This window comes from Sphingobium sp. DN12 (assembly GCF_051058005.1).
GTDB classification, from domain to species: Bacteria; Pseudomonadota; Alphaproteobacteria; order Sphingomonadales; family Sphingomonadaceae; genus Sphingobium; species Sphingobium yanoikuyae.
The window spans coordinates 4733742-4751946 of sequence record NZ_CP173717.1; the positions used below are offsets into that span (position 1 = coordinate 4733742).

At 64.1% G+C, this 18205-nt stretch carries 20 protein-coding genes; 5 read left to right on the forward strand and 15 right to left on the reverse strand.

What is annotated here, in order from left to right:
• Positions 1-40: 40 nt before the first annotated feature.
• Both ACI6S0_RS22535 and ACI6S0_RS22540 read right to left on the reverse strand, forming a co-directional pair.
• Positions 41-571: a hypothetical protein gene (locus ACI6S0_RS22535; protein ID WP_434404408.1), complete on the reverse strand. Its 531-nt coding sequence runs from the start codon at positions 569-571 to the stop codon at positions 41-43.
• 569 nt (positions 572-1140) lie between these two features.
• Complete coding sequence (locus ACI6S0_RS22540; RefSeq protein ID WP_434404409.1) at positions 1141-1353, reverse strand: hypothetical protein; 213 nt, start codon at positions 1351-1353, stop codon at positions 1141-1143.
• Between ACI6S0_RS22540 and ACI6S0_RS22545 the strand changes: the two genes are divergently transcribed.
• Complete coding sequence (locus tag ACI6S0_RS22545) at positions 1354-1542, forward strand: hypothetical protein (RefSeq protein ID WP_434404410.1); 189 nt, start codon at positions 1354-1356, stop codon at positions 1540-1542.
• Between the two features lie 307 nt (positions 1543-1849).
• On the opposite strand, the gene ACI6S0_RS22550 is transcribed toward ACI6S0_RS22545, so the two are convergent.
• From ACI6S0_RS22550 to ACI6S0_RS22610, 13 genes are all read right to left on the reverse strand, one after another.
• Positions 1850-2680: a 23S rRNA (adenine(2030)-N(6))-methyltransferase RlmJ gene (locus ACI6S0_RS22550; RefSeq protein WP_434404411.1), complete on the reverse strand. Its 831-nt coding sequence runs from the start codon at positions 2678-2680 to the stop codon at positions 1850-1852.
• 311 nt (positions 2681-2991) lie between these two features.
• Positions 2992-4242 (reverse strand): NAD(P)/FAD-dependent oxidoreductase, encoded by a 1251-nt coding sequence (locus ACI6S0_RS22555; RefSeq protein WP_434404412.1) that lies wholly within the window; start codon positions 4240-4242, stop codon positions 2992-2994.
• Positions 4242-5444 carry a 3-oxoadipyl-CoA thiolase gene (pcaF, locus tag ACI6S0_RS22560; RefSeq protein ID WP_434404413.1) on the reverse strand — a complete coding sequence of 401 codons (1203 nt, stop codon included), beginning with the start codon at positions 5442-5444 and terminating at the stop codon, positions 4242-4244. The genes ACI6S0_RS22555 and pcaF overlap by 1 nt, the downstream gene beginning before the upstream one ends.
• A 5-nt stretch (positions 5445-5449) precedes the next feature.
• Positions 5450-6220 carry a 3-oxoadipate enol-lactonase gene (pcaD, locus tag ACI6S0_RS22565; protein ID WP_434404414.1) on the reverse strand — a complete coding sequence of 257 codons (771 nt, stop codon included), beginning with the start codon at positions 6218-6220 and terminating at the stop codon, positions 5450-5452.
• Positions 6221-6222: 2 nt separating this feature from the next.
• Complete coding sequence (locus ACI6S0_RS22570) at positions 6223-6540, reverse strand: 2Fe-2S iron-sulfur cluster-binding protein (RefSeq protein ID WP_434404415.1); 318 nt, start codon at positions 6538-6540, stop codon at positions 6223-6225.
• A 13-nt stretch (positions 6541-6553) separates the two neighbouring features.
• Positions 6554-7201: a 3-oxoacid CoA-transferase subunit B gene (locus ACI6S0_RS22575; protein ID WP_434404416.1), complete on the reverse strand. Its 648-nt coding sequence runs from the start codon at positions 7199-7201 to the stop codon at positions 6554-6556.
• Positions 7201-7908, reverse strand: a complete 708-nt coding sequence (locus ACI6S0_RS22580; RefSeq protein ID WP_434404417.1) for a CoA transferase subunit A — start codon at positions 7906-7908, stop codon at positions 7201-7203. Before ACI6S0_RS22580 ends, ACI6S0_RS22575 begins: the two co-directional genes overlap by 1 nt.
• A gap of 13 nt (positions 7909-7921) precedes the next feature.
• Complete coding sequence (gene benD, locus ACI6S0_RS22585) at positions 7922-8707, reverse strand: benzoate diol dehydrogenase BenD (protein WP_434404418.1); 786 nt, start codon at positions 8705-8707, stop codon at positions 7922-7924.
• 10 nt (positions 8708-8717) lie between these two features.
• Positions 8718-9233 (reverse strand): benzoate 1,2-dioxygenase small subunit, encoded by a 516-nt coding sequence (gene benB / locus ACI6S0_RS22590; RefSeq protein WP_434404419.1) that lies wholly within the window; start codon positions 9231-9233, stop codon positions 8718-8720.
• Positions 9230-10579 (reverse strand): Rieske 2Fe-2S domain-containing protein, encoded by a 1350-nt coding sequence (locus ACI6S0_RS22595; protein ID WP_434405994.1) that lies wholly within the window; start codon positions 10577-10579, stop codon positions 9230-9232. The genes benB and ACI6S0_RS22595 overlap by 4 nt, the downstream gene beginning before the upstream one ends.
• A 26-nt stretch (positions 10580-10605) precedes the next feature.
• On the reverse strand, positions 10606-11532 hold the full coding sequence (locus ACI6S0_RS22600) for a dioxygenase (RefSeq protein WP_434404420.1): 927 nt from the start codon (positions 11530-11532) through the stop codon (positions 10606-10608).
• Positions 11533-11570: 38 nt separating this feature from the next.
• On the reverse strand, positions 11571-11861 hold the full coding sequence (gene catC / locus ACI6S0_RS22605; RefSeq protein ID WP_037511893.1) for a muconolactone Delta-isomerase: 291 nt from the start codon (positions 11859-11861) through the stop codon (positions 11571-11573).
• Between the two features lie 5 nt (positions 11862-11866).
• Complete coding sequence (locus tag ACI6S0_RS22610) at positions 11867-13039, reverse strand: muconate/chloromuconate family cycloisomerase (protein WP_434404421.1); 1173 nt, start codon at positions 13037-13039, stop codon at positions 11867-11869.
• 111 nt (positions 13040-13150) lie between these two features.
• On the opposite strand from ACI6S0_RS22610, the gene ACI6S0_RS22615 reads away from it, so the two are divergent.
• The 4 genes from ACI6S0_RS22615 (at position 13151) to ACI6S0_RS22630 (ending at position 18202) form a co-directional block, all read left to right on the forward strand.
• On the forward strand, positions 13151-14074 hold the full coding sequence (locus ACI6S0_RS22615; protein ID WP_017499296.1) for a LysR family transcriptional regulator: 924 nt from the start codon (positions 13151-13153) through the stop codon (positions 14072-14074).
• A 125-nt stretch (positions 14075-14199) separates the two neighbouring features.
• A complete protein-coding gene (locus ACI6S0_RS22620; RefSeq protein ID WP_434404422.1) occupies positions 14200-15528 on the forward strand; it encodes an MFS transporter in 1329 nt (442 codons plus the stop codon).
• Between the two features lie 10 nt (positions 15529-15538).
• Positions 15539-16723 carry a benzoate/H(+) symporter BenE family transporter gene (locus ACI6S0_RS22625; protein ID WP_434404423.1) on the forward strand — a complete coding sequence of 395 codons (1185 nt, stop codon included), beginning with the start codon at positions 15539-15541 and terminating at the stop codon, positions 16721-16723.
• 30 nt (positions 16724-16753) lie between these two features.
• Positions 16754-18202 (forward strand): alginate export family protein, encoded by a 1449-nt coding sequence (locus tag ACI6S0_RS22630; RefSeq protein ID WP_434404424.1) that lies wholly within the window; start codon positions 16754-16756, stop codon positions 18200-18202.
• Positions 18203-18205 lie beyond the last annotated feature (3 nt).

Here is an 18205-nt window from a genome sequence, read left to right on the forward strand (position 1 = left end):
GGCTTGATCGAGAGATGATTCCCGAGGTCTATGGGGCCCATTATTTTGCCTTGAGCGAACGAAGGGGTTCCTTTTTTGATAGGCTTTTGCATGTAAGCAAGAGCGGACGGTCAGTGGTGAGAAAGCAAAGAGCGCCATGCCGTTCTGCTGTGCGGATATGCAACGCATCTTGATCGCATTTCTTACCAAGCTGCTCGCGTAGCAGGGCGTAAAGATCATGAAATAGTTGATCGTCAGATTGAGCCAAACGAGTCCGCTGTTGCTGTTCAGGTGAGGGCAGATTCATCCACGATGGTCCCAATGTGGTGAATGCGGAACCGTCCACACTTCTGATATTGATACCAGAGAAGAGCGAATAGTCGAAATAACCATAGCCCTTGTAGCGGCCAACAGGCTGACGAAACAGCTCGTCATCCAGTTCGGCCGATTGGCAAAGTTCAAGCGCACCGAGGCGAGCGAGGTGCGCTATGCCTGTTAGGAAAGTGACATTGCGGTATTTTCCGTTAGATTTTTCCGGCTGTAGACTGGAACTCGGGCTTGGTAGCCGGTGTGTCTCACTTGTCCGCCCCAATCAACAGCGCCAGTGGTTATCCATCGAGACTCGTGCGTGATTGCCAAATCGAGGATAGTATTGTCGACGAGAATGCGAAGTGCTGGGTGACAATCCATCTGCTGTCGTGCATTATAGGTTGCACGGTCGAGCTGAAATTGAGAAAGTTGGGGGTAAAACCGGAACATAAGTGTCTCTGGTAGACTCCGTAGTCTAGCAAAAACTCTGAACATTTTTCCCCTTCCGATGGCCATTATGCTTATATGTAATATAATACAGGGCTTTTGACGGATATTTCCTACGAGAATTGACCGTTTTGTAGAACCCGGATGGTAAAAGCGACGCTATTTTATAAAGTTGAGTAACGACAATCACTTAGGAAAGTCGTGGCGGAGAGGGAGGGAAGCCGTTCTTCGCGTCAAACATGCTGATATTGCGTGCCTTTTTGAGGGGTGAACGTAGCAGGTTGTAGCGTTGAAGTGGAGCAGTAGTTCGACTTCCGCACCGGGTTCGAACCGTCTCCACCGATCGTCACTGCTGTGATCGCGCGGGATATCATCACGCCGGAGGATCGAGCGTCACGATGGAGATCAAGGCGATGCGAGGCAGGTGGAGCGGGTGGCGCGGGTCTGTCGGGTGGTTCTGGAGGGCTGCGGCGAACCAGCGTCCTCGGCCATCATTTCCTCGCCATCGTCCCCGGCGTCACCATCGATATGTTCGATGATCCCGGCGACGCTCTCCCCCTGATCATGGGCAGCAGCATGGGTGGCCGACGTTGCCTTCGGCTTCGAACGTGATGCCATATGCTGATCTCCATGATGTCGCTGACGGTCGCCCAGAGCATGGGCGGTGATGGTCGGCGGATGACGATGTGGCCTGACGATGTCGGGTCGACGATCGGGCGAGATGATCCCGGCCTGATGCTGGTAACGACCGTCGGCGGTGAAGACGGGGTCCCGGAGGATACCGATCAGTCAGCCAGTGCCGGATAGACCGATGCCCGACCGATCCCCATGGTCTTGGCGATCGCGGCAGCACCCATGCCGGCTCCATTAGCGGAATGCAGAGCGGATGAGGTGTCGGAATGCTCAACGAAGCAAGGTTGTGCGCAGCACAATTTCAGGAAAGGGGTGGGCTGTTGGAGGCGCATCATCTCTGCCGCCTCCTTATGCCTGCGGGCTGCGGCTTTGGCGATATGATCGGCGAACTTCGTGTTTCAGCGATCAGCCTGATCCAGGCTGCCTGCAATCTGGAGCGCAGCAACGCTCGCTCTGGGGGAAGAGTGGGTTTCGGCTTATCCTAGTCGCTCAACCAATCGGCGAGAATCTCGCCCCGATGCCCTTCGGGTGCCAACGCCGCGCGAAAGGCCTCCAACATGGGCGGTAATGCCTGCGTGAAAGCGTAGGGCGGATTGACGATGAAGAGGCCCGCACCGTTATAGATGCCGGGTTGCTCGCTATCATATAGCCAATGCTCCACGCACAGAAATTTCGGGATGCCGAGCTTGCGCAACTGCGCCTTCCACCGCGCATGCGTGGCGTAGTCTTTCAGCGGAAACCAGATTACCGTCACGCCATGCGCCCATTTGCGCTGCGCGGCGGCGAGGGTGGCGGTGATGCGGGCGCGTTCGTCCGTCTGCTCATAGGGCGGGTCGACCACCACCACGCCGCGCGCGGTGCGGGGCGGCACCATTGCCAGCCACAATTCGTAGGCGTCGCGTTCATGCACGGCAGCGCTCGTCCCGCGCATCACGCCACGCAGGGTGTAAGCGTCTTCCGGGTGCTTCTCGTTGAGGATCAGGACATCCTGCGGGCGCAAAAGCTGTGCCAGAAACCGCGGCGAGCCGGGGTAAAGCTGCGGCTCGTCCCTCACATTCACCGCCCGCACGGCGGCGCGATAGTCGTCCAGCAAGGGGTTTTGGTCGGCAAAGGCCCGCAGCACGCCCTGCGTCGCCTCGCCGGTGCGTTGAGCGGCATCGCCGCCAAGGTCGTACAGGCCACAACCGGCATGGGTGTCGATCAGCGTGAGCGCGCCCGGCTTGTGCTGCAAGGCCCGTATCAGGGCGATCAACAGGCTGTGCTTGACCACATCGGCGCTGTTGCCCGCATGGAAGGAATGGCGATAATTCATTGTGTTTCAGATCCTGACGGCCTGCCTTTAGACGAGCTGCCGGACCTTCTGCAAAGCGAAGTTGTGGCCGGGCCGATATTATCGGGCGCACAAACCGAATGCGAGGTGATTGAAGCAACCAATCCGGTGCCCGCATAGAGGCGGGCGGAAACCTGCAACGGGCTTTGGAACCAGGCCAGGCGCTCCTTGTGTCGTGGATTGATAAGGGCGTGGCCACAGCCGCATGCGGTGCCGTGGCCACGCCCTTGGCATGGTCATGATCGGCCCGTGAGCGACCGCCGCCGCCATGGGAGCACGGCGATCGCCTGCACTTAGTCGACGGCAGCCGGTGTCGCGCGGACGGTGTCCTTGAGCGCGACACTGCTATCCGAAAGCCGGTCGATATCGATCTGCACGTCATTCTCGACCAGCTTGCGGCCCTGCACATAGTCTTTCACGCTGTTCACGCAGTCGAGCGCGATAACCTTGCCATCCCTGAGATAGACGATCGAGAAGGCGCCGTCGGCGGGCGTGCCGCGCATCACCGTCTGGTCGAAACCTGCGTTTATCCCGGCGGTCTGGAGCTTGAGATCATATTGGTTCGACCAGAACCAGGGGAAGGCGCGATAGGGCCGTTCGTCGCCGCAGATCGCCTTCGCCACGCAGGTCGCCATGTCATTGGCATTCTGGACCGATTCCACCCGCATCACCTGCCCGCCGGCAAAGTCGCAGGCGAAGGCGGCGCAGTCGCCGATGGCATAGATGTCGGGCAGCGAGGTGCGGCATCCGGCATCGACATCGACGCCATTGACGCCCTTCGCCCCGGCACGGATCAGCGGCTCGACCGCCGGTATGATGCCAATACCCACGATCACCGCCTGCGCGGGGATGCGCTCGCCATCCGCCATCCGCACCGCCGTCACCTGGCCGTCCGCCCCCTCCAGGCAATCGACCCTGGCATCCAGGCGCAGGTCGACGCCATGGTCGCGATGGACCTGCTGGTAGAAGGCGGACAATTCCTCGCCCGCCACCCGCGCCAGCACTCTTGGCAGCGCTTCCAGCAAAGTGACCTTGAGGCCCATCTTGCTCAGCACTGCGGCGGCCTCAAGCCCGATATAGCCGCCGCCAATGACCACGATCTCCCGCTTGCCCGCGTCGATTTCCGCCATCAGCGCGTCGCAGTCGGCGCGCGTCCGCACCGCATGGACGCCGGCCAGATCGGCGCCAGCGCAGCTCAGCCGGCGCGGATCGCCGCCGGTCGCCCAAATGAGCTTGCCATAGCCAAGGCTACGCCCGTCGGAGAGCGTCAGTTGCTTGCCGGCCGGATCGACCGCCGTCACTTCGGTGCCGAGCAGGAAGTTCACATCCTTTTCGGCCCAGAAGGCCGGCGGACGGATAAGCAGCCGCTCGAACGCCTTTTCGCGCGCAAAATAATCCTTCGACAGCGGCGGCCGCTCATAGGGATATTCCGGCTCGCGGCCGATCACCATGATGGTCCCGGCAAAGCCGTTCTGGCGCAGCGCGATCGCGCATTGCGCGCCGCCATGGCCGGCCCCGACGATGACGATATCTGCGCGGTCCATCACACCCGCTCCAGCAGCAGGGCCAGGCCCTGGCCCACGCCGATGCACATGAAGGCCAGCGCATGGCGCCCGCCGGTCCGATGCAGTTGCTCGACCGCCGACAGCGCGATGCGCGCGCCCGACATGCCGAGCGGATGGCCGAGCGCGATCGCCCCGCCATTGGGATTGACGCGCGGGTCGAAGGGATCGACGGCCAGGTCGCGCAGCGTCGCGATCGCCTGGCTGGCAAAGGCCTCATTGAGTTCGATCACATCCAGTTGGTCGACGGTCATGCCGTTGCGGGCGAGCAGCTTGCGCGCCGCCTCGATCGGACCGGCGCCCATGATGCGAGGCGCGATGCCGGCCGCCGCCATGCCGATCACCCGAGCACGCGGCGTCAGGCCGTGCGTCACCGCAGCCGCTTCCGACGCGACCAGCATCGCCGCCGCGCCATCATTCAGGCCCGATGCATTGCCCGCCGTCACCGTGCCGTCGGCCTTCACCACCGGCTTCAGCTTCGCCAGCGCCTCCAGGCTGGTGGCGCGCAGATGCTCGTCCGCCTCGAACAGCAGCGGATCGCCCCTCTTCTGCGGGATCGAGACCGGCACGATTTCGGCGGCGAAGCGCCCGTTCGCCTGCGCGCGTGCGGCCTTTTCCTGGCTGGCCAGGGCAAAGCGATCCTGCTCCTCGCGGCTGACGCCCCATTGTTCGGCGACATTCTCGCCGGTCTGGGGCATGGTATCGACGCCATAGGCGGCCTGCATCGCCGGATTGATGAAGCGCCAGCCGAGCGTCGTATCCTCAATCTTCTGGTCGCGGCCAAAGGCGCTGCCGGCCTTGCCCAGCACATAGGGCGCGCGGGTCATGCTCTCGGCACCGCCGGCGATCAGGAAATCGGCGTCGCCGCTGCGGATCGCCTGCGCCGCCATGCCCAGCGCGTTGAGGCCCGAGCTGCAAAGCCGATTGACGGTCACGCCCGGCACGGCCTCGCCCATGCCCGCCAGCAGCACCGCCATGCGGGCGACGTTGCGATTATCCTCGCCCGCCTGGTTGGCGCAGCCCAGGATTACATCGTCCAGCGCCGACCAGTCGGCCTGTGCATTGCGCGCCATCAGCGCCTTGAGCGGCAGCGCCGCCAGATCGTCGGCGCGAATGGTCGCCAGCGATCCGTTGAGCTTGCCGATCGGGGTGCGGACGGCATCGCAGATGAAGGCCTGTGCCATATGTCTCAGCTTTCCAGGAAAGAGGTGATGGCGCCCGCCAGCGCCTCGGGCGCTTCGAGCGGGGCCAGATGCGCGGCTTCCAGCGCTACATGCGCCGCGCCGGGGATGCGGGCGACCAGATGCTCGCCATGCCCCGCATAGGGTGTCGATGTGTCGCGGGTGCCGGTCACGACCAGGGTCGGACAGGCGATGCCGCCGATCCGGTCGGCCAGGTCCATGTCGCGGATCGCCGCGCCGCAGCCGGCATAGCCCTGCGCATCCATCGTCAGCAGCTGACGGCGCACCGCCTCATAAAGGGCCGGCTCGGCAGCGTCGGACAGGAAACGGCCCATGGCAAGATCGGTGATCGCCGCCATGCCCTCACCCCGTACTTTGGCGATACGGTCGTTCCATGACGCGCTGTCCATCGTCGCGGAAGTGCAGATCGGCAACAGCTTCTCGACCCGGCCCGGCGCCCGCAGCGCCAGTTCCATGCCGATCATGCCGCCCAGCGAGACACCCGCCACAGAGAAACGATCGAAGCCGGCGGCATCAGACGCCGCCAGCACATCGTCGGCCAGCATGGCGAGCGCATAATCACCCGCCTCTGCGATCGAAGCGCCATGGCCGCGCGCATCGATTCGCAGCACAGCGTAGCGATCACGCAGATGGGGCAGCACGCCGTCCCACAAATCCATGTCGGTGCCGATGCTGTTCAGCAGTAGCAGCGCGGGCGCGTCATCCCGCCCGTCACGCTTCCAGTAGAGGTTCACGCCATTGCGCTGGATGAAGGCCATGCTCAATCCTCCGGCGCGATGGCGACGCGCAGCCCGTCAAGCGCGGCCGTCATCATGATCTGGCAGGACAGGCGCGACCGATCGCCGCGATGGTCGGAGGAATCGAGCAGGTCATCCTCGTCGCCGCTGGCCGCGCCGACCGCGCCGGTCCAGGCATCATCCACGAAGACGTGGCAGGTGGCGCAGGAACAGCAGCCACCGCACAGCGCCAGCAGTTCGTCAAAGCCATTGTCGCGAATGGCCTCCATCACGGAGACGCCCTCACGGGCATCGATATTGGTTTCGTCCCCCGCACGGTTGACGACGATCAGATTGGGCACGGTAAATTCCAGTCTATGCGTTTTCGAGGATCGCCAGCGGCGCGCCGGTCTTCTCGATGACTTCGGCTTCGGTCACGCCGGGGGCCAGTTCCACCAGGGTGAGGCCGCCCTTCGCCCGATCGACGGCGATCACGGCGAGGTCCGTGATGATGAGGTCGACCACCGCCTTGCCGGTGAGCGGCAGGGTGCAAGCGTCGAGGATCTTGGGGCTGCCATTTTTCGACACATGGTCCATCACCACGACCACGCGCTTGACGCCCGCGACCAGGTCCATCGCGCCGCCCATGCCCTTCACCATCTTGCCGGGGATGGTCCAGTTGGCGAGGTCACCATTGGCGGCCACCTCCATCGCGCCCAGCACCGCCATGTCGATATGGCCGCCCCGGATCATCGCGAAACTGTCCGCCGAGGAGAAGAAGCTGCTGGTCGGCAGCGCGGTGATCGTCTGCTTGCCGGCGTTGATGAGATCCGGGTCCGCCTCGCCCGCAAACGGGAAGGGACCGATGCCCAGCATGCCGTTTTCGCTCTGCAGCGTCACATTGACGCCCTCGGGCACATGGTTCGCCACCAGGGTCGGGATGCCAATGCCGAGGTTCACATAATAGCCGTCGCGCAGTTCCTTCGCGGCGCGCGCCGCCATCTCGTCGCGGGTCCAAGGCATCAGGCGGTCTCCCTTTCGCGAACCGTCAGCTTCTCGATCCGCTTCTCGTTTATGGTGGAAAGGACGATGCGATCGACATAGATGCCGGGCGTGTGGATGCAGTCGGGGTCAAAGCTGCCCTCGGGCACGATTTCCTCGACTTCCACCACCGTGACCTTGCCGGCGGTCGCCATATTCGGGTTGAAGTTGCGCGCGGTCTTGCGGAACATGAGGTTTCCGGCCGGGTCGGCGCGCCACGCCTTGATGATCGACAGATCAGCGCGCAGCCAGGTTTCGCGGACATAGTCCTCGCCCTCGAAATTCTCGACCGGCTTGCCCTCGGCCACCACCGTGCCGACGCCGGTCTTGGTATAGAAGGCCGGGATGCCGGCGCCCCCAGCGCGGATGCGCTCGGCCAGCGTCCCCTGCGGGTTCAGCTCCAGCTCCAGTTCGCCCGACAGATACTGGCTTTCGAACAGCTTGTTCTCCCCCACATAGGAAGAGATCATCTTCCGCACCTGCCGGCTTTCCAGCAGCATCCACAGGCCAAAGCCGTCGGCGCCGGCATTGTTGGAAATGACGGTCAGATCGTTGACGCCGCTCGCGCGGATTTCCGGGATCAGGCTTTCGGGATTGCCGGACAGGCCGAAGCCGCCCGACATGATCGTCATCCCGTCGAACAACAGGCCTTCCAGTGCGACCCGAGGGCTGTCGTAGATTTTCTGCATGTCTTCAGTCCCTTCAGCCGATATCGCCGCCCGCAACGGGCAAGACCGATCCGGTCACATAGCTGGCCTCGTCGGAGGCGAGGAAAAGGATGGGAGCGATCTGCTCGTCCAGCGTGCCGTAGCGCTTCATGAAGGCCGACGACGTCACCTGTTCCACCGCCTCGGCCATCCAGGCCTGTTCTTGGCGGTTGTCGCCCTCGGCATTGCGCGGCACGCGGCGCGGCGGCGCGCTGGTGCCGCCGGGCGCGGTTGCGACGACGCGGATGCCGCTCTCGGCATATTCCATCGCCAGTGCCTGCGTGAGGCCATTGATCCCGCCCTTCGCCGCCGAATAGGGCACGCGGCGGATGCCGCGCGTGGCGTTGGACGACAGGTTGACGATCGTCCCCGCGCCCTGCTCCAGCATCACAGGCAGGACCGCATGGCAGCAATAGAGGGTCGGCATCAGCGAGCGGCGGATTTCCGCATCGATCTGATCCGGCTCGAACTGCGCATAGGGCCGCATGCGGATCGCGCCGCCGACATTGTTGATGAGGATGTCGATGCGCCCGAACGCCGCGATCGCCGCCGCCATCGCCTGCGCCGCACCCTCATAGGTTTCAAGGTCGCAGGTGACCGAAATCGCCTTGCCGCCCGCCGCCACGATCGCCTGCTCGACATCGGCCACGAAGTCCGCCCGGTCGACCAGCACGAGGCTGGCGCCTTCGGCCGCGGCGCGGGTGGCGACACCGGCACCGATGCCCTGCGCCGCGCCGGTCACGACCATCACCTTGCCGGCGAAGCGTCCCTGGAAGATCATCGCCCGCCCCTCAGATATGATAGACGTCGATGACCTGATGAATATAGTCGTCCTTGAGGACGATCGTCTTCTTCAGGATCTTCGGCGCCGCGCCGCTGATGTCCAGCGTGACGAAGCTGGTTCCGAAAAACTGCTGCGTCTTCTGGTAGCGATGGCTCATCGTGTGCCAGTTGTAGCGCAGGTCGATCGCATCGCTCCGCGTCTCGATCACCTCGATATTCGCCAGGAAGTGCGAGGTACGTGCCTCCGGCGTGCTCGCCGACGACCGTTCGGTCTTCAAGCGATAGACGCGATCCTCCAGCCCCTTGCGGTTGCCATAATAGATGAGCGAGATTTCGCTGTGCGGATCGGTGGTCAGCGCATCATCATCGGTCCAGGCCGGCATCCAATATTCGCACTGTTCCGAATAACATTCCAGCCATTCGTCCAGTTCGCGATCGTCGAGCAGCCGTGCCTCGCGATAGAGAAAGGCGCAGACATCCTGATAGGAGAGCGCCGCGCGCTCCGTGTCGAGAACCAGTGTCATTCTGCGGCCTCCATCATCGGCACACCGGCTTCGCGGGCCATGCCGTCGAGCATGATCTGCGCCCAGAATTCATGCTGGCGCACGAACAGTCCTTCATCCTCGCTCCGCTCGCTCGACAGCAGCGGGTTCATCCCCATCGCCGTCGCATTGCTGTCCGGCCCGGCGATCCAGCGGGTCGCGCCACGGCTCAGGTCATTCCACAATTCGCCAGCGCCCTCATAGGCCGACTGGCAGCTGCGGAATTCCTCCAGATCGTCGGGCGTGCCCATGCCGGTGACGTTGAAGAAGTCTTCGTACTGGCGGATGCGATGCGCCCGGTCTTGCGCGCTCTCGCCCTTGGGGGCGTAGCAATAGATGGTGACTTCGGTCGTATGCACGTCGATGGGGCGGACGACGCGGATCTGGGTCGAAAACTGGTCCATCAGGAAGACATTGGGATAGAGCGCCAGATTGCGCGTCTGCTCCAGGATGAAGCGGGCCTTGTCCTCGCCCAGTCGCTCGACCAGCTGGTCCTTGTAATTCCAGACCGGCCGGACTTCGGGGTTCAGCACCTGCGTCCAGAGCAGGATATGGCCATGTTCGAAGCCATAGACGCCACTTGCCGGTGCCTTCGACCAGCCATTGGCGTCGACCGCCTTGGTCCCGCCTTCAGCGCGGCGGCCCATGGTCGACTGATAATTTTCATGGACCGAGCTGACATGATAGCCGTCGCAGCCATTTTCCATCTGCATCTTCCAGTTGCCATGGAAGGTGTAGGTGGAATTTCCGGTCAGAACCTCCAGACCCTCGGGCGCCTGATCGACCATCTGGTCGATGATGACCTTCGCCTCGCCCAGATGCGCCTCCAGCGGCAGGACATCATGGTTCAGGGAACCGAAGATGAAGCCGCGATAGCTTTCGACCCGCACCCTGGTCAGGTCGTGCGACCCTTCATGGTCGAAACTGTCGGGATAGGCGCCGGTGCTGGCATCCTTGGCGCGCAGCAGCTTGCCGTCGGTCTTGAAGCTCCAGCCGTGGAAAGGGCAGACGAACAAGGGCTGGTTGCCGCGCTTGCGGCGGCACAGCTTGGCGCCGCGATGGGCGCAGGCATTGACCACGCAATTGAGGCCGCCATCCTTGGCCCGCGTCAGGATCACCGGCGTATGGCCGATCCAGGTGGTGAAATAGTCGTTCTTCTTCTCGACCTGGCTTTCATGGGCCAGATAGACCCAGTTGCTCTCGAAGATATATTTCATCTCCAGATCGAACAGTTCCGGGTCGGTGAAGACATCGCGGCGGCAGCGGAAGATGCCGGTTTCCGGATCGTCCACGACCGCGGTTTCAACACGATCGCGCAGGAAAGCCATGGGGCTGGTCATGATCCTCTCTCCTCTCAGGCCGGCTCTGCGACCGGTTCGACGGCATCCACCACCAGGCGCTTGCGGGTCGAGAAGGCCTCGTCACCCTCATCGTCCGCGCGCTGCAGATGGAAATCGAAGGCGATATGGGCGCTGTCGCCCTGACGGTTGGGCACCGGCAGCAGACCTTCGCGGGTGCCGAAGGCGAAATCGTCGGCAGCGAACGGATCGTCGCCGAAATTGATCTGCGTGGTCAGGCGGCGATAGCCCGGCGCCTCGATGAAGAAATGCACATGGGCGGGGCGATTGCCGTGCCGGCCGAGCGCCTTCATCAGCGTGTCGGACGCGCCGCCCGGCGGCACCGAATAGCCGTTCGGCATCTTCGACGAGAAGGCATAGGTGCCATCGGCCGCGATCTTGAGGCGACGGCGATTGTTGAACGGCGTCTGTTCATGGGTCGGGTCGAAATGCGAATAGAAGCCGTGCGAGTCCGCATGCCAGACATGGACCAGCCCATCCGTCACCGCCTCGCCATCGGGGCCGATGATGCGGCCGGTCATGTAGAGCGTGTCGGTATCGTCGGCATCGTTGGTCAGATAGGCGCCGCTCTCGACAATCGGCGCGCCCTCGACATAGAGCGGCCCTTCGATCGTGCGCGGGGTGCCGCCCGACTTGCCGGCCTCGGCATCCTTGGCATCCATGTAGAGATCGATGAAATGTTCGAGGCCGACGCCCGGCATCAGCAGGCCCAGTTCGCCCGCGCCCGCCGCGCCCTGCAGGAAGTTGACGGCATTCCAAACCTCGTCCTCGCTGACGTCATAGCGGGCGATGACAGTCATGCAGGATTGGATCAGGTCGCGAACGATGCCCTTCATGCGGGCGTTGCCACCGTCGCAGTCCAGCCCCGCGACACGGTCGAGCAGGTTCTGGATTTCCGGTGTTTCTACGAAGCTGGTACCCATATTTTTCTCTCCTAAGCTTTGCGGTCTGTGTCGGACGATCAGCGATCATCCTCATGGATCGAGGACGGATGGCGGCAGAGCGGCGTGATCTTCATCGTCATGAAGGGGTAGAGCGGCAGCGCCATCAGCGTGTCATGCAAGGCTGCGTTGCTCTCGACATCGAAGATCGAGACGTTGGAATAGAGGCCGACCTTGCGCCAGATATGGCGCCAGGTGCCGGCCGCCTGCAGCGTCTGGAAATAGGCCTTTTCCGCCGCCTTGATCCGGGCGGCTTCCGCCGCATCGAAATCCAGCGGGATGTTGACGTCCATTTCGACCATGAACAGCATGGGTTTCAGGCTCCTGCGGTAACGGCGTGAAGGGTGGGCCCACCGACAACCGAAGCTGTGCGATCGCGCCGGAAGAAGGCGAGCTTGTCCTCGTCAAAGGCGATGCCCAGGCCCGGCCCGGTCGGCACGGCCAGCGAGAAGTCGGCATAGCCGAGCGGATCGCGCAATATGTCCTCGGTCTGGAGCAGCGGACCGAACAGTTCGGTGCCCCAGGCAAGGTCCGGCAGCGTGGCGAAGACATGGGCCGACGCGACCGTGCCGACGCCACCCTCCAGCATCGTGCCGCCATAAAGGCCGATGCCGGCCGCCGTGCCGATCGCGGCCACGTCGGCCGCGGCGAACAGGCCGCCCGACTGGGCGATCTTGAGCGCGAAGACGCCGGCGGCATGAGCCGATGCGATCCGCATCGCGCTGCGCGGACCATTCAATGCCTCGTCCGCCATCAGCGGCACCGGCTGGTTCTTCGACAGGCGCGCCATTGCGGCGATCGCGTCGCCGGCGATCGGCTGCTCGACCAGGTCGCAGCCGACATCATGCAGCATGGCCATGCCGATCTTGGCCTGCGCCTCCGACCAGTTCTGGTTGACGTCGACGCGTACGCTGGCGCGGTCGCCCAGCGCCTTGCAGATGGCGCCGACATGGGCGACGTCGTCGCGGACCTCGCGCTTGCCGATCTTCAGCTTGAAGATGCGATGGCGCCGACGGTCGAGCATTTCCTCGCCCTCGGCAATGTCGCGCGCGGTATCACCGCTGGCGAGCGTCCAGGCGACGGGCAGGCTGTCGCGCACCCGGCCACCGCCGATCAGTTCGGATACCGGGATGCCCAGCCGCTTGCCGGCCATGTCGAGCAGCGCGGTTTCGACCGCGCATTTGGCGAAATGATTGCCGCGCACGCAGCGGGCGACCTTGGCCATGGTGGCGCCGACCTGCGCCAGGTCGCAGGTTTCCAGGACCGGGATGATATAGGTGTCGATCGCCGACTTGATGCTTTCGGGGCTTTCCTCGCCATAGCTGAGGCCGCCGATCGTGGTGCCCTCGCCAATCCCCTCGATACCGTCGGCATCGGTCAGGCGGACAATCACCATCGATTGGGCGTGCATGGTCGCCATGGCCAGCACATGCGGGCGGATCGTCGGCACATCGACGATGAAGGTATCGGCGTGGCTCAATCCAGCCATTGCGGCGACTCTCCCAAATGCTTACGTTTCATGGGATAGCTATGCCTCGTCCGCGCCGGTTTCAAAGATCAATGCGGTCAAGGGGCCATACTCTGGAGGTATAAGTCAGTGATGGACCTGCGCCTCTTGCGCTATTTCGTGGCGGTGGCCGACGAAGGCAATTTCAACCGCGCCGCCGACCGGCTGCATATTGCCCAGCCGCCATTGTCCCGCGCGATCCAGCAACTGGAGGCGCATGTCGGCGCGCCTTTGCTCGACCGCGCCAGCCGCCCGCTGCGGCTGACCGATGTCGGACGCCTGCTCCATGCGCAGGCGCTGCAATTGCTGGCGCGGATGGAGGATGTCGAGACAATGGTGAAGACCGCCGCCACCAGCCAGCGCCGCCGGCTGGTGATCGGCTTCGTCGCTTCGACCATTTATGCCCGCCTACCCGAACTGATCCGCGAATTTCGCAAGGTCGCCGACAATGTGGAACTGGTCATGGTGGAAAGCACCACGCTGGAACAGATTGCAGCATTGAAGGACGGGCGCATCGATGTCGGCTTCGGCCGCATCCGGTTCGAGGATCCTGCCGTCCGTCGCATCATCCTGCGCAATGAGAAGATGGTCGCCGCCTTCCCGATGGACCACCCGCTGGCCCGCGGCGAAGGACCGATCTCGATCCGCGACCTGGCCGAAGAACCGCAGATCATCTATCCGCGCGCGCCGCGCCCCAGCTATGCCGACCAGGTCATATCGCTGTTCCGCGACCATGCGATCGAACCGCGCATCGTCCATGAGGCGCGCGAACTGCAGATCGCCATCGGCCTGGTCGCGGCGCAGGAGGGGATGGCGATCGTCCCCGAATCGGTCCATCGCGCCCGCAGCCACGATGTCGCCTTTCGCGACCTGGTCGAGCCGGCCACCTCCCCGATCATCATGAGCCACCGCCCCGGCGACCGATCGCCCGAACTGGCGCTGATGGCGTCGGTGATCGCGCGCCAATATGCGCAATGGGGCTATGAGGTGCCGGCCGCCCTGACCGAGGAGCTTTGAAGCCACCGAACCGCCCGCCATACCCTCAGCGTATTTCGATCGGACTTAATTGGTATTTGGCGCCGCCCTGCATGTCCTTCACTTTCCCGGGAAATCATACCCATCAATAAGGGAGAGGAATCGATATGCAGGGTATCGATATAAATCGTCACATCGACGAAGCCAGGTTCGGAAACCTACATCTCAAGATCATCATTGCTTGTGCTATCCTGCTTATAGTCGATGGCTATGACGTCTTCATTTACGGCGTCGTCCTTCCGCAGTTGATGGACCAATGGGGACTTAGCGCCCCACAGGCCGGGTCGCTTGCCAGCTGGGCCTTGTTCGGCATGATGTCGGGCGCCCTCTTCTTCGGTCCTCTGGGCGACCGGATCGGCCGCAAGACCTGCATCACCATCTGCTTCGCGCTGTTCAGCGCCGCCACTTTCGTCAACGGCTTTGCCACGACCCCGACCATGTTCGGCGTGCTGCGCTTTCTTGCCGGCCTCGGCTGCGGCGGGCTGATGCCCAATGCGGTGGCGCTGACCAATGAATATGCACCCAAGCGGATGCGCAGCACGCTCGTCGCGCTGATGTTCAGCGGCTATGCCGTAGGCGGCATGGCGGCCGCGGGCCTGGGCATCTGGCTGCTGCCGCTGTTCGGCTGGCAGGCGATGTTCTTCGCGGCAGCCGTGCCGCTCATCCTCCTGCCGCTCGTCCTGCGTGGCCTGCCGGAATCGGCCGGCTTCCTGGTCCGTCAGGGGCGCCAGGAACAGGCCCGCGCCATCCTCCAGCGGCTGTCGCCCGGCCAGCGCCTCGACGGCCTGCTGATCCAGCCGCAGGGCGCTGCCGCCAAAACCAGCATCGCCGCCCTTTTCCAGCACAATCGCACGCTCGGCACGCTGTCGATGTGGCTCTGCTTCTTCTGCTGCCTGCTGATGGTCTATGCGCTCGGCTCCTGGCTGCCGCAGCTGATGCGCAGCGCCGGATACAGTTTGGGGTCCAGCCTGTCCTTCCTGCTGGCGCTCAATTTCGGTGGCATGTTCGGCGCGATCGCCGGCGGACGCCTGGCGGACCGCTTCGGCCTGCCCCAGGTGGTCATCGCCTATTTCCTGCTCGGCGCAATCTGCATCAGCCTGCTCGGCCTCAACGGGCCGATGCCGATCCTCTATCTGCTGATCTTCGTTGCCGGCGCCGGCACCACCGGTACGCAGATATTGCTCTATGCCAGCGTCGCCGATTTCTACGACCTGTCGGTCCGCTCGACCGGGCTTGGCTGGGCATCGGGCATGGGCCGGGTCGGCGCGATCGTCGGGCCGATGCTGGGCGGCGTGCTGCTCGCAGCGCAACTGCCGATGACGCTCAACTTCGTCGCCTTCGCCATTCCGGGCCTCGTCTCGGTGCTGGCCACCCTGGTCTTCATGCTGAGCCGTCGCCAGCAGGTTGCCCGAGAAAACTACGCCCTGGCGGCGTGATCGGACCATCATGACTGCAAGCCAGACCGGCTGGATCCCGGCGATCATCGCCGGGATCATCGCCACCACCATATCCTATGCCGGCCCGCTGGTGATCATCTTCCAGGCGGCGCAGGGCCTCGAACCGGCCCTCGTCGCCTCCTGGATCTGGGCAATCTCGATCGGCAGCGGCATTCTGGGCATCGTGCTTAGCTGGCGCTGGCGCGTGCCGATCGTCATCGCCTGGTCGGCGCCGGGATCGGCGCTGCTGGTGACGATGCTGCCGCAGACCGATTTCGCGACCGCGATCGGCGCCTATATCGTCGCCAATCTCGCGGTGCTGCTGGTCGGCCTGTCGGGCGCCTTCGACCGGTTGATGCAGCGGCTGCCCGCCGCGATCACCGCCGCGATGCTGGCCGGCATATTATTTCGTTTCGTTATCGATATGATTGGCGCCGTGCCGTCCGCGCCGCTGATGCTGATCGCGATGATCGCCGCCTTCTTCGCTGGCCGCGTGCTGGCGCCGCGCTATGCCGTGGTCGCGGTGCTGGTAACGGGTGTCGCGATCACCGCGCTCAGCGGCGGCCTGTCCGGATCGATCGGCACGCCGCACCTGACCATGCCGGTCTGGACGACGCCGCGCTTCGACTGGGCCGCGACCGCCAGCATCGCCGTGCCGCTGGCGGTGGTCGCGCTGACCGGTCAGTTCCTGCCCGGCATCGCCGTGCTGCGCGCCGCCGGTTACGACCAGCCCGCCGCCCGGCCGATCGTCTCGACCAGCGCCATCGCCTCGATCGCGCTGGCGCCATTCGGTTGCCATGGCCTGAACCTCGCCGCCTTCACCGCCGCCATCTGCCTTGGCCCCGACGCCCATCCCGATCCCGCCCGCCGCTACATGGCCGGCATCGCGGGCGGCGTCACCTATCTCGTCTTCGGCGCCTTTGCCGCCACCGTACTCGCCCTGTTCGCCACCCTGCCCAAGACGCTGATCGCCGCGCTGGCGGGCCTCGCCTTGTTCCCGGTCGTCGCCAATTCGCTCAGCACCGCGCTGCGCGCCGAGCAGGGACGCGACGCCGCCCTTGTCACTTTCGCTGTCAGCGCATCGGGCATGACGCTGGCCGGGCTCGGCTCCGCCTTCTGGGGCCTGATCTTCGGCCTCGCCGTCCACCTGCTCCAGAGCGCCATCACGAAACAGCCCGAACGGGCCACCGCATAACCAGAAAAACCCATATACCGGAGAGTATGCATGTTCGATCTTCTGGCGCCCGTACTGGCCGCCTCCGCGGCACAAGCCGCCCCCGCCCCGCCGCCCGCTCCTGTCGAAGTCGCGCCGAAGGAGACGGCGCCGGCCGAGGCCCAACTACCCCCATCACAGACCAGCGAGCGGCCCAAGGCGCCCAAGCCCGCCTTCCGCCCGATCAACCATGACGAGGATTATTCCGGCTTCCGCGACGTGCGCGACGCCAATCTGTGGACCCGCCTCAAATATCTGCCGATCGTCGGCAACACCTATGCCACGCTGGGCGGCGAACTGCGCCTGCGCCCCGAACTGCGGCTGGGCGAGCGCTGGGGCCGCGGCCCGCAGGATGACGACGGCAATTTCCAGCAGCGCAGCCGCATCTGGGGCGACATTCAGATCGAAGGCCTGTTCCGCGCTTTCGTCGATCTTGAACATGCGACCAGCACCGGCCTCGATTCCGTCGTCGCCCCGATCGAGGAAGGCCGGCTCGACTTCAACCAGGCCTTTTTCGAGGCGCATGTCCCGGTCGGCAAGGGGCGCATCACCGCGCGCCTCGGCCGGCAGGAAATCGGCATCGGCAACCAGACCGTGTTCGACATGCGCGAAGGCGCCAATACCCGCCGCTCGCTCGACCTGCTGCGCGTCATGGCGACGCAGGGACCATGGGATGGCGGCTTCCTCACTGGCCATGCGGTGCTGGAGAAGCTCGGCACCTTCGATGACAAGACCAACCATGATTATGACTTGACCGGCTTTCATGCCGGCCGCAGCTTCGGCGCCGGCGCCCGCACCGGGCGCGCCGAGGCGCTGTTCGTCTCGTCCGACCGCGCCAGCCTCGCCTTCGACAGCGAAGCCGCCGCCCGCGACCAGCGTCGCACCCTGTCGCTGCGCTATGCCGGCAAGCGCGACGCCTGGAGCATCGATGTCGAGGGTATTCGCCAATGGGGCTCGTTCGGCGATCTCGACATCGACGCCTATTATGTCACCGGCACGGCCGCCTATGGCTGGCAGGGCGGATGGAAACCCAAGCTGGCCCTGCGCGTCGATGTCGGCTCGGGCGACAGGAACCCCAATGACGGCAAGATCGGCACCTATGCGCCACTCTTCCCCAAACCGCTCACCTATAATGGCGACCTTGGCCCACATAATCTGACCATCATACAACCGCAGTTGTCGATCCAGCCGACCGCGAAGCTGAAGCTCGATTTCTCGGCGGCGGGCCTGTGGCGCACCTCCACCAAGGACGGCGTCTATTCGCTTGGGGGCCAGGTGCTACGGCGCGGCGACGAAAGCGACAGCCGCTTCTTCGGCAAGCGCGCGACGGCGGCCGGCCAATATGCGCTCAACCCGTTCATGACGCTGGGCTTCTACACCATCTATGGCGACGTCTCGGAAAAGTTCAAACCCGGCCGCGACCTCTATTACGCCGCCACCTACCTGACCTTTCGCTTCTAGATC